Origin of the sequence: Streptomyces sp. NPDC002138 (assembly GCF_040296485.1) — a bacterium.
Taxonomy (GTDB): domain Bacteria; phylum Actinomycetota; class Actinomycetes; order Streptomycetales; family Streptomycetaceae; genus Streptomyces.
Map to the genome: position 1 here is coordinate 119,033 of NZ_JBEOXE010000014.1, position 14,467 is coordinate 133,499.

A 14,467-nucleotide genomic window follows, 5' to 3' on the forward strand; every position below is an offset into this window, starting at 1 on the left:
CCACGCCGACGCGGGCCGCCCTTTCCACCCTGCGCCTTCATGTTGACAAATGGTCTTGCCGAACCGGCAAATGGGATCATGGCTGCCGCCGAGGACGACGACGAGGATGTCACCCGGGTGCTCACGACCGTGGGCCCCCGCCTGCGCGCACTGCGCCAGGAGCGCGGGACCACGCTCGCCCAGCTCAGCGAAGCCACCGGAATCTCGCTCTCCACGCTCTCCCGGCTGGAATCCGGACGGCGCCGCCCCACCCTGGAGCTGCTGCTCCCGCTCGCGAAGGCCCACCGCGTCGCGCTCGACGAGCTGGTCGGCGCCCCGGACACCGGGGATCCGCGGATCCGCCCGCGCCCCTTCGTCCGGCACGGGACGACGTACATCCCGCTGACCCGGAACCTCGGCGGGGTACACGCCTTCAAACAGATCCTCCCGCCCGCCACCGAACAGGTGAGCCTCCCCCAGCTGGGAGTGCACGAGGGCTACGAATGGCTGTACGTCCTGTCCGGAAAGCTCCGGCTGGTGCTCGGCGACCACGACCTCGTCCTGAGCGCCGGGGATGCCGCGGAGTTCGACACCCGCACCCCGCACGCCTTCTTCAACGCGATCGCGCAGCCGACGGAGTACCTGAGCCTCTTCGGGCCCCAGGGCGAACGGATCCACGTCCGGGCCCGGCCCGCCGCGCGAGAGAAGGACGCCTCATGACCACCCCGGCCACCCTGTACGAACCGACGGCGGCCGTCCTGCACACCTGGCGCCCGGACCTCGCCGCGCTCCCACCGGTCCCACCGGTCCCGCAACTCCCGCCGCCGAGTGCGCCCCCGTCGTACGACTACCCGCTGGCCCCGCCGGAGTAGGCACCCGCCGGTCAGGCCCACACGCGTCGGACCCGCACGCGTCGGACCCGCACCTGTCAGACCCGCCCCCCCCGGCCCTCGCCCCTCAGGCCCGCACCCCCACCCGCGGCGCGAAGTCGCCCTCGCCCAGGTCCTCCGCCAGCAGCCGCTTCGCGATCGCGTCGGCGGCCACCCGCAGTTCGGCGCTGCGCGGCCGGCCGCGGTCGCGCTCCAGCTGGTCCCCGAGCCAGTCGGCCCAGGCACCGGAGATGACCCCGGCCTCCCGCGTCCCGGCCGGGGTCAGCGAGAAGAAGGTGCCCTCGCGCGTGAGGTAACCCTCTTCCTCCATCCGGTCGAAGACCGGCAGCAGCACCTCCGGGGGCAGCGCGCGGCGGGCCGCGACCAGGCCCAGGCTGGCGTAGCCGACCGTGCGGGTCAGCAGGTCCACCTGCATCACCGCCCACGCGCCCGCCATGTCGAGCCGGGTGTCGGAGGCGTTGACGATGCCCCGCGCCTGCTCCGGCCCCATGGTCCGAATGATCTTGCCCACCGCCAGCTCCAGCAGTTTGGCCGAATCCCCCGAGGCGGTGGCCGGGGAGGCGAATCCGTCACCCATGTCCGTCGAGCCGGCCCGGGCGCTGTCGCGCAGCCGGACCTGCTTGAGGAAGAGCGCGACGACGAAGCCGAACGCCGCGACCGGCACGGTCCACAGGAACACCGTCCGCAGCGCGTCCGTGTACGCGGCGATCACCGGGCCGGCCGCCGCCGGGTCCAGGCCGTGCACCCCTTGCGGGCTCTGCGCTTCGGTGGCGATCCGGGTCGCGTCGCCCCCGGTGGCCCGGGCCGCCTCGGCCACCGCCGATGTCAGGGCGGGCTTCAGGCTGTTGGCGTAGATGGTGCCGAACACCGCCGTCCCGAAGGCGCTGCCCAGGGTCCGGAAGAAGGTGACGCCGGAGGTGGCCGTGCCGAGGTCGGCGTAGTCCACGGTGTTCTGCACGGCGATCGTCAGAACCTGCATGGACAGGCCGATCCCGACGCCGAGCACGAACATGTACAGCGATTCGAGCGCGACGCCGGTCCCCGGCCCCATGCGGGACAGCAGGTAGAGGCCGACGCCCATGACCAGGGAGCCCACGATGGGGAAGATCCGGTACCGCCCGGTCTTGCTGGTGACGTTGCCGCTGAAGATGGAGGCGATCAGCAGACCGAAGACCAGCGGCAGGGTCCGTACGCCCGAGACCGTGGCCGAATCCCCGTCCACGTACTGGAGGTAGGTCGGCAGGAAGGTCATCGCGCCGAGCATGGCGAAGCCGACGACGAAGCTCAGCACCGAGCACACCGTGAAGACCGGGTTCAGGAACAGCCGCATGGGCAGCATCGGTTCGGCCGCCCGGGTCTCGGCCACGCAGAACAGCCCGAGAGCGACCACCCCGCCCACGAAGAGACCGATGATGACGGGCGAGCCCCAGGCGTACTCGTTGCCGCCCCAACTCGTGCCCAGGATCAGGGCGCTGGAGCCGATGGCGACGAGGGCGATGCCGAGGTAGTCGATGACGGGATGCCCGGCCGCCCGTACCGAGGGGATCGTACGGGCGGCCGCCACCACGACCAGGATCGCGATCGGCACATTGACGTAGAAGGCCCAGCGCCAGCTCAGGTGGTCGGTGAACAGGCCGCCCAGCAGCGGTCCGATGACGGTCGCGACGCCGAACACGGCGCCGATCGCGCCCTGATACTTGCCGCGTTCGCGCAGGGGCACCACATCCGCGATCAGCGCCATGGCGGTGACCATCAGGCCGCCCGCGCCGATGCCCTGCACCCCTCGCCACACGATGAGGAGGAGCATGTTGCCCGCGAGTCCGCAGAGGAACGAGCCGGTGATGAAGACGACCGCGGAGATCTGGAAGACGACCTTCCGGCCGAAGAGGTCACCGAACTTGCCCACCAGGACCGTGGCGATGGTCTCCGCGAGCAGGTACGAGGTGACCACCCAGGACATGTGGTCCCCGCCGCCGAGGTCCGCCACGATCGTGGGCAGGGCGGTTCCCACGATCGTCTGATCGAGTGCGGCCAGCAGCACGCCCAGCATGATCGTGCCGAAGATGACGTTCCGCCGCCGCCGGTCGAGCACGGGCGGCGCGGCGGCTATCGCGGGGGCTGTGGTCACATCTCGCACTCTCACAGCGCCGGGGCCCGGCCGCATGCGGCGCTCGGCCGAACGGGTCAGCGCAGGTAGGCCAGCCCCGGGTGCTCCCGTACGTACCCGTCCAGCAGCCGCCGGGCCACCGCCACCGAGTCCACCAGCGGGTGCAGCGCGAAGGCCTTGACCGCGTCCCGGCGGGAGCCGCTCGCGGCCGCCGCCAGGACCTCCCGCTCGACCCCCTTGACCGCGGTCACCAGCCCCACGGCGTGGTAGGGCAGCGGATCCACGGCCACCGGGTGCGCGCCGTTGGCGTCGACCAGGCAGGGCACCTCGATGACGGCCCCCGGGTCGAGCACGGACAGGGTGGTGCGGTTGCGGACGTTGAGGATCAGGGTGGTGCGCTCGTCCCGGGCGATGGCCCGCATCAGCGCGAGGGCCACCTTCTCGTAGCCGCCGGACTCCAGGTCGCTCTCCTCGCGGTCCCCGGCGCCCGCCGCCTCCCGGTTCTCGGCCATGTAGGTGGCCTCGCGCTCGGCCCGGGTACGGTCCCAGGCGGTGAGCGCGGCTCCGGCCGGCTGCCCGGGGCGCTCCGCCTCGGCGTAGAAGGCGCGCTGCTGGTCGCGCAGGAAGGCGCCGCGGGTCTGCTCGGCCTCCTGGTAGGCGCGCACCGTCTCGCGGTTGAAGTAGTAGTAGTGGAGGTACTCGTTCGGGATCGCGCCGAGCGAGCGGAGCCAGTCGGCGCCGAAGAGTCGGCCCTCCTCGAAGGATTCGAGGGCGGCGGTGTCGGCCAGCAGCCTCGGCAGCTCGTCCCGGCCGCCCACGTGCAGGCCGCGGACCCAGCCCAGGTGGTTGAGGCCGACGTAGTCGATCCAGGCCTCCTCGGGACGGGCGCCGAGCAGCCGGGCGATCCGGCGCCCGAGGCCCACCGGGGAATCGCAGATCCCGATGACCCGGTCGCCCAGCTCCTCGGCCATCGCCTCGGTGACCAGTCCGGCCGGGTTGGTGAAGTTGATGACCCAGGCCTCCGGGGCACTGCGGGCGATCCGGCGCGCGATCTCGCGCGCCACCGGCACCGTGCGCAGGCCGTACGCGATCCCGCCCGCGCCGACCGTCTCCTGGCCCAGCACGCCCTCGGCCAGGGCGACCCGCTCGTCGGTGGCGCGTCCGTCCAGGCCGCCGACGCGGATGGCGGAGAAGACGAAGTCGGCCCCGCGCAGGGCCTCGTCGAGGTCCTTGGTGGCCGTCACCTCCGGCGCGTCGGGCACCCCGGCGGCCGCGGCCTGGTCCGCGAGCACCCGGGCCATCGCGGTGAGGCGGCCGGGGTCGGCGTCGTACAGCGTCACCTGGGTCACCCGGCCCTCGGCGTGGTCACCGAGCAGGGCCCCGTACACCAGCGGTACCCGGAAACCGCCCCCGCCGAGGATCGTCAGCCGCACGTGCCTACCGCCCTTCGCCCGCGCGGCGTCGCGCGCCGCGCTCCGTGCCACCCGTCCGTGCCACCCGTCCGTGCCACCCGTCGTGCCACATTCCGCGACACCAGTGTCACCCGGCCGGTCACTCCACCGGCGACGGCACGGCGCGCAGCCGCGCCGCGGTCTGCGGCGGGCCTCCGGCTCCGACGGGCGCGGGCCCGACCGGTACGCCCTGCGGCGCCGACAGGATCAGGGTGACCCGGGTCAGCCCCATCGCGTCCAGCATGTGGCCGGATTCGGCCACCATCCGGCAGCGGGCCACGCCCCAGCGCGGGTCCGGATGCCGTACGGAGCGCACCGCTCCGTCCCGCTCGGCCGCCTCGGCCCCGTAGGTGCTGAGCCAGTGCGGAACGCCGTACCGGTAGGCGGCCTCCATGAACGGATCGCGGGCCACCTCCTGGCGGATGCTGCGCAGTCCCTCGTCGTCGGGGTCGGCGGCCAGGCCGGTCGCGAACTGCGCGAGCAGCGGTACGCACCAGGCCGGTTCGTGGTCCTCCAGCACGGCCGCGGCGTCCGGGTGGAACAGCACGAACCGCAGGAAGTTGTCGTCCGGCAGCGCGGTGGGGTGTGGGCGAACGGCCCGGAACAGCTGGTCGAAGGCCGAATTCGTGAGCGCCACGTCCCACCGGTGGTCGACCAGGAAGCTCGGGTAGGGCAGCGCCTCCATGAGCGCGGCGTAGTCGCGCAGATAGTCCCGCTGCGCCGGGTCGGCGGGCAGCCGGTTCTCCTCGGCCGCGCGCCAGGTGGGCGGCGGATCGCGGTCCACCATGACGCGGAAGAGCCAGAAGCACTGGCGCTCGCTCATCTCGAGCGCTTCCGCGAGGGCGAGCAGCTTGCGGTCCGTCCACTCCTTGACCAGGCCGCGTTCCCAGTTGCCGTACGCACGCACACTGATGCGCAGACGCGCGGCCATGTCCTCCTGGCTGAGGTTCAGCTCTTCGCGCCGCTGGCGCAAAATCTCCTTGCGCCGCTCCGACCGCACCGCGCCACGGACGGGCTCCTCACCCGTCAGGCGCGCCTCACCGGCTCGGGCGAGGCCATCGGACGGGCCCACCGCTGCGAGATGTGGCACCGAGAGCTCCCCCTTCTCACGGTCTGGATCTTCATGAGCGTCTGGACCGTCTGGATCTTCATTTCCGTGTGGCGATCCTGCTACCGACTTCATTCGAGTGTCAACTATTGTGGCAATTCCAGCCTCTTGACAGCTTATTCACGCCACAGCTGTGGCAAGTTCTAGCCCTTGAAGGGGAGAAGGGTTAGCCTCCAGGAGCCGACCATGTGCCCGAACCGACCCTCGCGCGATCTAGGAGAACCACTGGTGACAGACGGCTTCCCGGCTCCCGTCGCGGTGGCCAACGTGCCCTTGGCAGCCACCGTAACGCGCGTCGCCGAACTCGCGGGCAAGCTGGGACACGACCAGGGCGAGGTCTTCGATCTGCGCCGCCTCTCGGAGGCGTCCGGGGTTCCGGCCGACGTGGTCAAGAGCCTGCTGGAGGGCCGCCCCACCGACGAGCCCGATCTGCAGACCCGGTTCCTGCAGCGCCTGGACCTGCTCCGGCGCACCCGCGTCAAGCCCAACGGCCGCCGCTACACGCAGCAGGAGATCGCGGACGGCGCCGGCATGTCCCGCCAGCAGGCCGGTGCCCTGATCAACGGCGACCGGCGGCCCACGATGGAGCACTGTGACGCCATCCAGCGCTTCTTCGGGGTGCACGCGGGCTTCCTCGCAGCGCACGACGCCGACGCCCTCACCGACGCACTGCTGCGCACCGAGCAGCAGTTGCTCCAGGATTTCGCGGGGCGCGAGCGGCAGACCGTACCCGTCCAGGCTTCAACGGGCGATCCGCTGGCAAGACTTCTCCAGAACCACGGCGTCCGGGGCATCGCCTGGCGCGCCGCCCAACTGCCCAGCGACAAACACCGGGACAAAGTGACCGAATGGCTGGACATGCTCCTCGAAAGCGTCAAACCGACAGAATCGTGACCCAGTCGAAAGCCTGGGTCTGACCCTTGAGTCCTGATCCGGATCCGCGCCGACGGGGAGAACGGTGAGCATAGGCAGAGAGCAGCGGCGGCTGTGCGGAGAGCTGGTGGCGGCCATCCGTCTGGCCGCCCCCGTGGAACCCGTGGACCTCTACACCACCCTGTGCGAGGGCATGAGCAAACACCGCGGGCGCCCGGTGGAGTTCCGCATGGCGTCGTTCCCCCCGGGGACGGCCAGCGGCCTGTGGCTCGACATGGCGGACCGCGACCTGGTCGTCGTGGAGGAACGCACCGCCCCGGACCACCAGTTGGTGATCCTCGGCCACGAGCTGTGGCACATGAAGGCGGGCCACTGCAGCCATCACGTGGACGGCGCGGCGGTGGCCGCCCGGCTGCTGTCCGAGGAGGCCGACCTCAGCGAAACGGTCCGCCGGGTCGCCGCGCGCACCCGCGCCGACGTCCAGGAGGAGACGGAGGCGGAGACCTTCGGCCTGCTGCTCGGCAGCAAGTGCCGTCCCTGGCTGTCGGCCTCCCTGGGGCCGCAGCCGACCCAACGCGACAAGCTGGCGGGGCGCATCGAGGCGTCCCTCGGCTATCGAGGACCAAGAGGCTGAGAGCGTGCTGACCAAGTGAAGGGCCTGGACTTCTACATTCCGGCCGGTGTGCTGGTGATCGCCTTCACCTGCAAGCTGCCGGGCCTGACCCGGCATTGGCGCGACCCCCTCGTCCGGGCCGTCAGCGTGCTGCTGCTCGTCGCCAGTTCGGTGTTCTTCTTCGCGGCGCCGCCCACCATCGCCGCCGTCAACCGGATCACCGGGATACCCAACTTCTCGGCGCCCCTGGTCTACTGCATACTCACCGCCTTCAGCGCCTCCTGCCTGCTGCTGCTGATCAACTGGCGGGGCGGCCCCGACGAGCGCGCGCGCTCCCTCTCCCGCTGGTGCGTGGGCTCGTACAGCGCGGTGATCCTGTCGCAGTTCTCCCTGTTCGCCATCGGCGGCGCCCCGGTGGAGCGGCTGCGGGACTTCGACACGTACTACGCGAACACCCCCTTCATCCGCGAGATGATCCTCATCTACCTCGTCGCGCACACCGTGGCCGCCGTCGTGATGACCGTGCTGTGCCGGCGCTGGTCCCTGCACGTGCGCGGTTCGCTGCGCTCGGGGCTGATCCTCATGGTGTGCGGCTTCATGCTCAACCTGGTCTTCGACGCGGCGAAGTTCGCTGCCGTCGGCGCCCGTTGGGCCGGGCAGGACCTCGACGTGCTGAGCACCGCGGTGGCCCCGCCCGTCGCGTCCTTCTCCGCGCTCCTGATCGGCACCGGCTTCGTACTCCCCCTGGTCGTCCAGCAACTGTCGGCGCTCTACCAGACCTGGGCGACGTACCACCGGCTCGGACCGCTCTGGCGCGAGCTGCGCACGGTCGTCCCGCACGGTTCGCGCGCGGTGCGCATCTCGTGGTGGTCCGCGGCCGATCTGCGGGTCACCCAGCGCGTCGCGGACATCCACGACGGCATCCTGCACCTCGACCCGTACTTCGACCACGGGCTGCGCGACCGGGCCAGGGCGGCCGCGCTCACGGCGGGCGCGGCGATCGCCCAGGCCGAGGCCACGGCCGAGGCCGTGATGGTCGCGGCCGCCGTGCGGGCCCGCGCCGCCGACCCGGAGGAGAAGGTCATAGGCTCCGCGGACGCCTACACGTCGGCCACCGCGCAGGGGCCGCGCGATCTCGTCCGCATCTCGCGCGCCCTCCGCCGCTCCCCCGCAGTAGCAGAGACCCGCCGGAGCGCGGCCAGTACGGAAAGCAGCCACCCATGAGCGACACCACGAGCCGCGCGCAGTCCGGCGGTCCGAGACGGATACCGGCGCCGCGCGAGGCCGTCGTGATCGGCGGAGGCCTGACCGGAATGCTCGCCGCCGCCGCACTCGCCCCGTACGCCGACCGGGTCACCGTCATCGAGCGGGACGTCCTCCCCCGGTCCGACGCGCCCCGCGCCTTCCTCCCGCAGGCCCAGCACGCGCACCTGCTCTGGTCGGGCGGCGCCGAGGCGATCGAGGGCCTGCTGCCCGGGTTCTCCGAGCGGCTGCTCGCGGCGGGCGCCCGCCGGATCCCGCTGACCTCCGGCATGGTGGCCCTCTCCCCCGGCGGCTGGTACCGCCGCTGGCGGCCCACCCACTACCTCCTGGCCGCCACCCGGGACCTGGTCGACTGGATCGTGCGCGAGCAGGTGGCCGCGCTGGCCGGCGTCCGGGTCGTCGAGGACACCCGGGTGCTGGGACTGACCGGCGACTCCGGGCGGGTCACCGGTCTGCGGATCACCTCCGGGGACGGGACCGAGGAACTCCTGGCGGCCACCCTCGTGGTGGACGCGAGCGGTCGCGGCACCCGCAGCCCCCAGTGGCTGCGGGAGCTCGGCGTGCCTCCGGTGCGCGAGGAGCTGGTCGACTCCGGCCTGGTGTACGCGAGCCGTCTCTACCAGGCGCCGCCCGGCACCGAGGACTTCCCCGTGGTCAACGTCCAGGCGGCGGCCGGCGATCCGCGCCCCGGCAGGACCGCGGTCATCATGCCGGTCGAGGGCGGCCGCTGGATGGTCACCCTGTCCGGCACCAAGGGCGGCCGGCCGACCGCGGACAGCGGCGCCTTCGAGTCCTTCGCCCGCTCGGCGCGCCATCCGGTGGTCGCGGACCTCATCCGGTTCGCCACACCGCTGTCCGAGGTCTCGACCTTCTCCAACACCGCCAACCGGCGCCGCTACTACGAGAAGTCCCGTATCTGGCCGGAGGGTTACGTCGTCCTCGGGGACGCCGTGGCCTCCTACAACCCGGTGTACGGGCACGGCATGGCGGTGGCCGCGCAGGGCGCGCGCGCCCTGCGCCGGTCCCTGCTGGAGGCGGGCGGCCTGCGCGCGGCAGGACTGGCCCGGCGCGTCCAGCGCGCGGTGGCCGCGCCCGTGTCGGTGGCCTGGGGCCTGGCGACCGGGCAGGACATCTTCTACCCGGAGGCCGTCGGCAAGCGGCCGGGCGCGGCCGACAAACTGCTCGCGCGCTACGTCGGCCGCCTGGTGCGGACCGCCACCGCGGACTTCGTGGTGGCGACCGCGCTCACCGAGGTGATGACCCTGTCGGCGCCGGTGACCGCGCTGGTGCGCCCCCGGGTGCTGCTGCACGCGCTGCTGGGGCCGCGGATGCCCCAGCTGACGGGTCCGCCGCTGACCGAGCGGGAGCTGGGCTTCACCCGGCGGATGGAGCGGTGCGACCAGACGGACCGGTCGGACCAGTCCGAGCGGTCCGACCTCGCGGAGGCCGACCGCGCGGAGGCCGACCGCAGCGGGCCGGTGGAGCCGATGGAGCCCGCCGGTACCTGACCGCGCCGCGCGCCCGCGCGGGCCGCCGCCGCGTCCCGCCGCTACGTTCCCAGGGCGAGGGCGAGCGAGGGGAACAGGTCCTGGAACGGGGCCGCGGAGTCGATGCCCTCACGGCCGTACGGGGCGTCGAAGCTCCACACCATGAACAGCAGGAACACGATCAGCCCGCTGAACAGCCCGGCCAGCAGCAGCTCCCGCCCGGACCGCCGGATCTGCAGGGTGAAGATCAGCCCGATGGTGACCAGGCCGCCCGCGAGCAGCCCGAACCAGATCACGCCCGGCAGGGTGGCGCCCGAGCTCTGGGTGCGCGAGTGGCGGGCGTCGTCCGCGGTGGCGATCTGGTCCAGCAGCGGCTGGTAGGCCTGGGCCTGGAGTTCGGTGGCCGGGCTCTGGTGGGTGACGTCGCTGCGCAGCGTGCCCAGCAGGGTGGCGCCCTGCGGGGAGGAGTTCGCGCCGGAGGTCAGCAGCGGCCAGTCCACGTTGACGGTGTGCGTGACGTACGCGTCCACCTCGCCCCGGATCCGGTCGCGCACGGGCGCCGGGTAGACGTCGGCGCGCTGGGTGACCTCGTACAGCGACTGTGCCTCGCGGCGCACGTTGTCCTCGGCGGCGCCGCGCGCCTCCCAGACGCCGGCGATCGCCAGGCCGAGGACGATCGCGTAGACCACACCGACCATCATCGTCATGTACTCGATGACATCGGGGGTTTCGCTGGTGTCCTCGTCGGCGGCGACGCGGCGGTGACGCAGCGCGGTGCAGGCGAGGACGAGCGCGCAGACGAGCGCCATGGCGATGGCCAGGACCAGCCATTCGGACATGCGGGATCTCCCGTGGTGTGGATCGGTCGGTGGTCGGTCGGTGGTGGGGCCCGTAGGGGCCGGTTCGAGCCGTGCCTCAGGCGGTACGCCTCACGCGGTGCTCCGGCCGCTGCGCCCGCGCGGGCGCAGCGCCGCGGCCGCGAGGACCGCCGGGGTCGTGACGACCACCAGCAGCATCATGGTGGACAGCCCGCCCGCGGCCCGCCGCTGGAGTGCCGCGGAGTGGTACGGGCGGACGTGGAACCCCACCGCCGGAAGCGTCGCGGCCCGGGCGGGCGCGGGGCGCGGCAGCGGCGCGGGGTCCGCGGCGGCCGGGGGCGCCGGCTGTGCCACGGCCGCCGGGGGCCGTGGCCCGATGGCCGGGCGCGGGCCGGCGGCGGGCGGGGGCGCGGGCTGCGCCGGGTGCCGGACGGTCGGACCGGCGGGCCCGGGCAGGACCCCGGGGACGGAGGGCCGTACGGACGGCCGGGCGACGGGCGGCGGGTGGGCCGCGGGGGGATGCGTGGCCGGCACGCACAGGTCCACGCGGGCGCCGCCGGGCGGCACGTCCACGTGCCCGTGGAGCGGGCAGAACACGGCCACCAGCCCGGCCCCGGCGAAGTACTGCCAAGCGGTCACCGCACTGCCTCCCTGTTTCGCACTCGGTGTTCTCGGTGGTCCCGGGTGAAGAAACGATTGCGAGAGGGCTTCGATACGCCGCGGATCAGTCAAGATCGCTTTTGCAGGGGCTACTTCCGGCCATCGCGGCGGGGTTCACCCGCCCGGCCCAGTCCGCCACGGCGCCCGCCCCGCCCCCGGCCCATGATCGAGGGAGCGGAGCCGCAGCTCAGCGGGACGAGAGGGACGGTGCCGGGTGGAAGCCGACGGTCAGGAACATCTCGGGACGCTGGTCGACACGCTGATGGACGGGCTGTGGACCGATCTGGAGCGGCTGGCGGCGATCCCGTCGATCGCCTTCCCGGGCTATCCGGCGGAACCGGTCGAGGAGGCGCACGACCTGATCGTCTCGCTGCTGCGGGACGCGGGGGTCACGGCCGTCGAGCGGATCGACCTCCCCGACACGGCCCCGGTGATCTACGCCGAGATCCCGCCCCCGGACCCGGACGCCCCCACCGTGCTGCTGTACGCGCACTACGACGTCCAGCCCGCCGGCGCACCGGGCCTGTGGCTCTCCCCGCCCTTCGCACCGACCCCGGTCCCCGGCGGCCTGCGGGCGCGCGGCATCGCCGACGACAAGTCGAACGTGATCGCGCACCTGGGCATGCTGCGGGTGTACGGCGGCCGGCCGCCCGTCGGGATCAAGCTGGTGATCGAGGGCCAGGAGGAGTACGGCAGCGCCTTCGACGACTATCCGGCCACCGACCCCGGCCGCTTCGCCTGCGACGCGATGGTCATCGCCGACCTGGGCAATCTGCGTCCGGGCACGCCCACCCTGACCACGGGGCTGCGCGGTGCCTGCGAGGTCACCGTGGAGGTGCGCACGCTGGCCGAGCCCCGGCACAGCGGGGAGTTCGGCGGGGCCGCCCCCGACGCGCTGCTGGTCCTGCTGCGGGCCCTGGGCACCCTGCACGACGATGCCGGTGACGTGGCCGTGACGGGCCTGCGACGGGACGCGTGGGACGGTACTACGTACACCGAGGAGGAGTTCCGCGAGCTGGCCTCCGTCCGGGGTGATCTGCCCCTGATGGGGACCGGATCGCTGGGCGAGCGGCTGTGGAGCGGGCCCGCGATCACCGTCATCGGGCTGGACGCCCCGAGCGTGGACCACGCGGCCTCGGCCGTGGTCCCGTATGCCCGGGCCAAGCTGAATCTGCGCTTCCATCCCCATCAGGATCCGAAGGAGGCCCGGGCCGCGCTGGTCGCGCACCTGCGCGCGCAGCGCCCCTTCGGCATCCGGCTCACCGTCACCCCCGGCGACACCGGCCCCGGTTTCGAGGCCCGCACCGGCGGCCCCGCCTACCGGGCGGCGCTGACCGCGCTGAAGGAGGCCTGGGGCACGGACGCCTCGTACGTCGCGACCGGCGGCTCGATCCCCCTGGTGAACGGCCTGGCCAAGGCGGCGCCCGGGGCCGAGGTGCTGCTCTTCGGCGCGCAGGACAGCATGTGCAATCTGCACGCGCCCAACGAGCGGGTGCTGTTCTCCGAGCTGCGCAACACGGTGGTCGCGATGGCCGCCTTCCTGCGCGAGTACGCGGCGGACCACCGCGCCACGGGCGGCGCGTGGTGAGCGCCGCGAGCCCGGCCCCCACCCCCGCCGAGCCCGAGCCCGAGCCCGAGCCCGGTGCGGGAGGCGAACCACCGCCCCCGCCGCGGAAGTTCGCCTTCCCCAGCGCACTGACCATCCTGGCCCTGGTCACCGTGGCGATCTGGCTGCTGGCCTTCCTCATCCCCGCCGGCCAGTACGACCGCAACGACAGCGGCGCCCCGGTCGCGGGTACCTACCACCGGGTCTCGGGCACCCAGAGCTTCACCGACCGCCTGAACGACCTCTTCCTCGCCCCGGTCAACGGGCTGTACGGCCTCCAGGACACCACCACCGGCCAGGTCGGGCCGAGCCTGACCGGGGCGCTCTACGGCAGCGCGGGCGTGTTCCTCTTCGTCCTGGCCATCGGCGCGTTCATCACGGTGGTCTTCGCGACCGGCGCCCTCGACCGGGGCATCGCCCGCCTCGCCCACCGGCTGCGCGACCGCGGGGCGCTGCTGATCGCCGCCGTGATGCTGGTCTTCTCCGTCCTCGGGACGGTGGAGGGCTTCGCGGAGGAGACCCTCGGGTTCTACGGCCTGCTCGTGCCGATGATGCTGGCCCTCGGCTACGACCGGATGGTCGCGGTCGGCGCCTCGATCCTGGGCGCGGGCGTCGGCGTCCTGTGCTCCACGGTCAACCCGTTCGCGACCGGCGTGGCCTCCTCGGCCGCCGACATCTCGCTCGGCGACGGGATCGTCCTGCGCTTCCTGATGTGGATCGTGCTCACGGCGGTGACGATCCTCTACGTCATCCGCTACGCGAAGCGGGTCCAGCGGGATCCGGCGAAGTCCCTGTGCGGCTTCCTGCCCGGGGACCAGGAGCAGCAGGCGACCGGTGACGACGTGGTGGAGCCGGAGCTGACCCGGCTGCACAAGACGGTGCTCGTGCTGCTCGTCCTGGTCTTCGCCTTCATGATCTTCTCGGTGGTGCCCTGGTCGAGCGCGCTCACCGGCAAGGCGGACGCGACGCCGTACGGATGGGAGCTGGACTGGTCCTTCCCGCAGCTCTCGGCGCTCTTCCTGTGCGCGGCCGTACTGGTGGGCCTGGTGACGCGGATGGGCGAGGCCAAGCTCAGCTCCACGATCATCCAGGGCGCCGCCGACTTCATCTCGCCCGCCCTGGTCATCATGCTGGCGCGCGGGGTCACCGTCATCATGAACAACTCGAAGATCACCGACACGGTCCTGAACTCCATCGAGGGCGTGGTCAAGGGCACCTCGTCCGGGGTCTTCGCGGTGATCGTCTTCCTGGTGAACCTCCCGCTCGCCTTCCTGATCCCCTCCACCTCCGGCCACGCGACCCTCGCCATGCCGATCCTGGCGCCGCTCGCGGACTTCGCGGGGGTCTCGCGCGCGGTGGTGGTGACGGCCTGGCAGTCGGCCAGCGGCTGGATGAACCTGTGGGTGCCGACGACCGCGGTGACCATCGGCGGTGTGGCCCTGGCCAAGGTCGGCTACGACACGTACCTGCGGTTCGTGTGGCCGCTGCTGGCCATCCTGTTCGTCCTGATCTGCGGGTTCGTGGCGCTGGGCGCGGCGATGTAGGCCAGGGGTACGGAGGAGGGGCGCTCACTTGGCGGCCTCCACGCTCTTTACCGGCACGGTGGGCTTGG

Annotated in this window: 13 protein-coding genes; 8 read left to right on the forward strand and 5 right to left on the reverse strand. The window is 72.7% G+C overall.

The features are described from left to right. Positions 1 to 78: 78 nt before the first annotated feature. Positions 79 to 699, forward strand: coding sequence for a helix-turn-helix domain-containing protein (locus ABT084_RS12395; RefSeq protein ID WP_351041543.1), 621 nt, complete (start codon positions 79 to 81; stop codon positions 697 to 699). Further along, on the forward strand, positions 696 to 851 hold the full coding sequence (locus ABT084_RS12400) for a hypothetical protein (RefSeq protein WP_351041546.1): 156 nt from the start codon (positions 696 to 698) through the stop codon (positions 849 to 851). Before ABT084_RS12395 ends, ABT084_RS12400 begins: the two co-directional genes overlap by 4 nt. 85 nt (positions 852 to 936) lie before the next feature. On the opposite strand, the gene ABT084_RS12405 is transcribed toward ABT084_RS12400, so the two are convergent. From ABT084_RS12405 to ABT084_RS12415, 3 genes are all read right to left on the reverse strand, one after another. Further along, positions 937 to 3,033, reverse strand: coding sequence for an MDR family MFS transporter (locus ABT084_RS12405; protein ID WP_351041548.1), 2,097 nt, complete (start codon positions 3,031 to 3,033; stop codon positions 937 to 939). A gap of 20 nt (positions 3,034 to 3,053) precedes the next feature. Beyond that, complete coding sequence (locus ABT084_RS12410; protein WP_351041550.1) at positions 3,054 to 4,409, reverse strand: 6-phospho-beta-glucosidase; 1,356 nt, start codon at positions 4,407 to 4,409, stop codon at positions 3,054 to 3,056. A 118-nt stretch (positions 4,410 to 4,527) separates the two neighbouring features. After that, complete coding sequence (locus ABT084_RS12415; protein WP_351041553.1) at positions 4,528 to 5,517, reverse strand: MmyB family transcriptional regulator; 990 nt, start codon at positions 5,515 to 5,517, stop codon at positions 4,528 to 4,530. Between the two features lie 246 nt (positions 5,518 to 5,763). Here ABT084_RS12415 and ABT084_RS12420 point away from each other — a divergent pair, with 246 nt between their 5' ends. From ABT084_RS12420 to ABT084_RS12435, 4 genes are all read left to right on the forward strand, one after another. Further along, on the forward strand, positions 5,764 to 6,429 hold the full coding sequence (locus ABT084_RS12420; RefSeq protein ID WP_351041556.1) for a helix-turn-helix domain-containing protein: 666 nt from the start codon (positions 5,764 to 5,766) through the stop codon (positions 6,427 to 6,429). A 64-nt stretch (positions 6,430 to 6,493) separates the two neighbouring features. Beyond that, entirely contained in the window at positions 6,494 to 7,042 is a 549-nt protein-coding gene (locus tag ABT084_RS12425; protein ID WP_351041559.1) for a toxin-antitoxin system, toxin component, read from the forward strand. A 15-nt stretch (positions 7,043 to 7,057) separates the two neighbouring features. Beyond that, positions 7,058 to 8,245: an MAB_1171c family putative transporter gene (locus ABT084_RS12430; RefSeq protein ID WP_351041562.1), complete on the forward strand. Its 1,188-nt coding sequence runs from the start codon at positions 7,058 to 7,060 to the stop codon at positions 8,243 to 8,245. Next, complete coding sequence (locus ABT084_RS12435; protein WP_351041565.1) at positions 8,242 to 9,792, forward strand: NAD(P)/FAD-dependent oxidoreductase; 1,551 nt, start codon at positions 8,242 to 8,244, stop codon at positions 9,790 to 9,792. The genes ABT084_RS12430 and ABT084_RS12435 overlap by 4 nt, the downstream gene beginning before the upstream one ends. Positions 9,793 to 9,833: 41 nt before the next feature. Here the strand turns inward: ABT084_RS12435 and ABT084_RS12440 are convergent, their stop codons facing one another. Both ABT084_RS12440 and ABT084_RS12445 read right to left on the reverse strand, forming a co-directional pair. Then, entirely contained in the window at positions 9,834 to 10,610 is a 777-nt protein-coding gene (locus tag ABT084_RS12440; protein WP_351041568.1) for a bestrophin-like domain, read from the reverse strand. Between the two features lie 90 nt (positions 10,611 to 10,700). Then, the gene (locus tag ABT084_RS12445) at positions 10,701 to 11,228 is read right to left on the reverse strand and encodes a hypothetical protein (protein ID WP_351041571.1); all 528 of its coding nucleotides are present in this window, start codon (positions 11,226 to 11,228) and stop codon (positions 10,701 to 10,703) included. Between the two features lie 283 nt (positions 11,229 to 11,511). On the opposite strand from ABT084_RS12445, the gene ABT084_RS12450 reads away from it, so the two are divergent. Together ABT084_RS12450 and ABT084_RS12455 are read left to right on the forward strand one after the other, a co-directional pair. Beyond that, on the forward strand, positions 11,512 to 12,837 hold the full coding sequence (locus ABT084_RS12450; protein ID WP_502968913.1) for a M20/M25/M40 family metallo-hydrolase: 1,326 nt from the start codon (positions 11,512 to 11,514) through the stop codon (positions 12,835 to 12,837). After that, on the forward strand, positions 12,831 to 14,399 hold the full coding sequence (locus tag ABT084_RS12455) for a YfcC family protein (protein ID WP_502968907.1): 1,569 nt from the start codon (positions 12,831 to 12,833) through the stop codon (positions 14,397 to 14,399). The genes ABT084_RS12450 and ABT084_RS12455 overlap by 7 nt, the downstream gene beginning before the upstream one ends. Positions 14,400 to 14,467 lie beyond the last annotated feature (68 nt).

Bases quoted from the DNA above. Each gene is read 5' to 3' on its own strand.
- ABT084_RS12395 (WP_351041543.1), top strand. From the start codon at position 79: ATGGCTGCCGCCGAGGACGACGACGAGGATGTCACCCGGGTGCTCACG.
- ABT084_RS12400 (WP_351041546.1), top strand. From the start codon at position 696: ATGACCACCCCGGCCACCCTGTACGAACCGACGGCGGCCGTCCTGCAC.
- ABT084_RS12405 (WP_351041548.1), bottom strand. From the start codon at position 3,033: ATGCGGCCGGGCCCCGGCGCTGTGAGAGTGCGAGATGTGACCACAGCC.
- ABT084_RS12435 (WP_351041565.1), top strand. From the start codon at position 8,242: ATGAGCGACACCACGAGCCGCGCGCAGTCCGGCGGTCCGAGACGGATA.
- ABT084_RS12440 (WP_351041568.1), bottom strand. From the start codon at position 10,610: ATGTCCGAATGGCTGGTCCTGGCCATCGCCATGGCGCTCGTCTGCGCG.
- ABT084_RS12450 (WP_502968913.1), top strand. From the start codon at position 11,512: ATGGACGGGCTGTGGACCGATCTGGAGCGGCTGGCGGCGATCCCGTCG.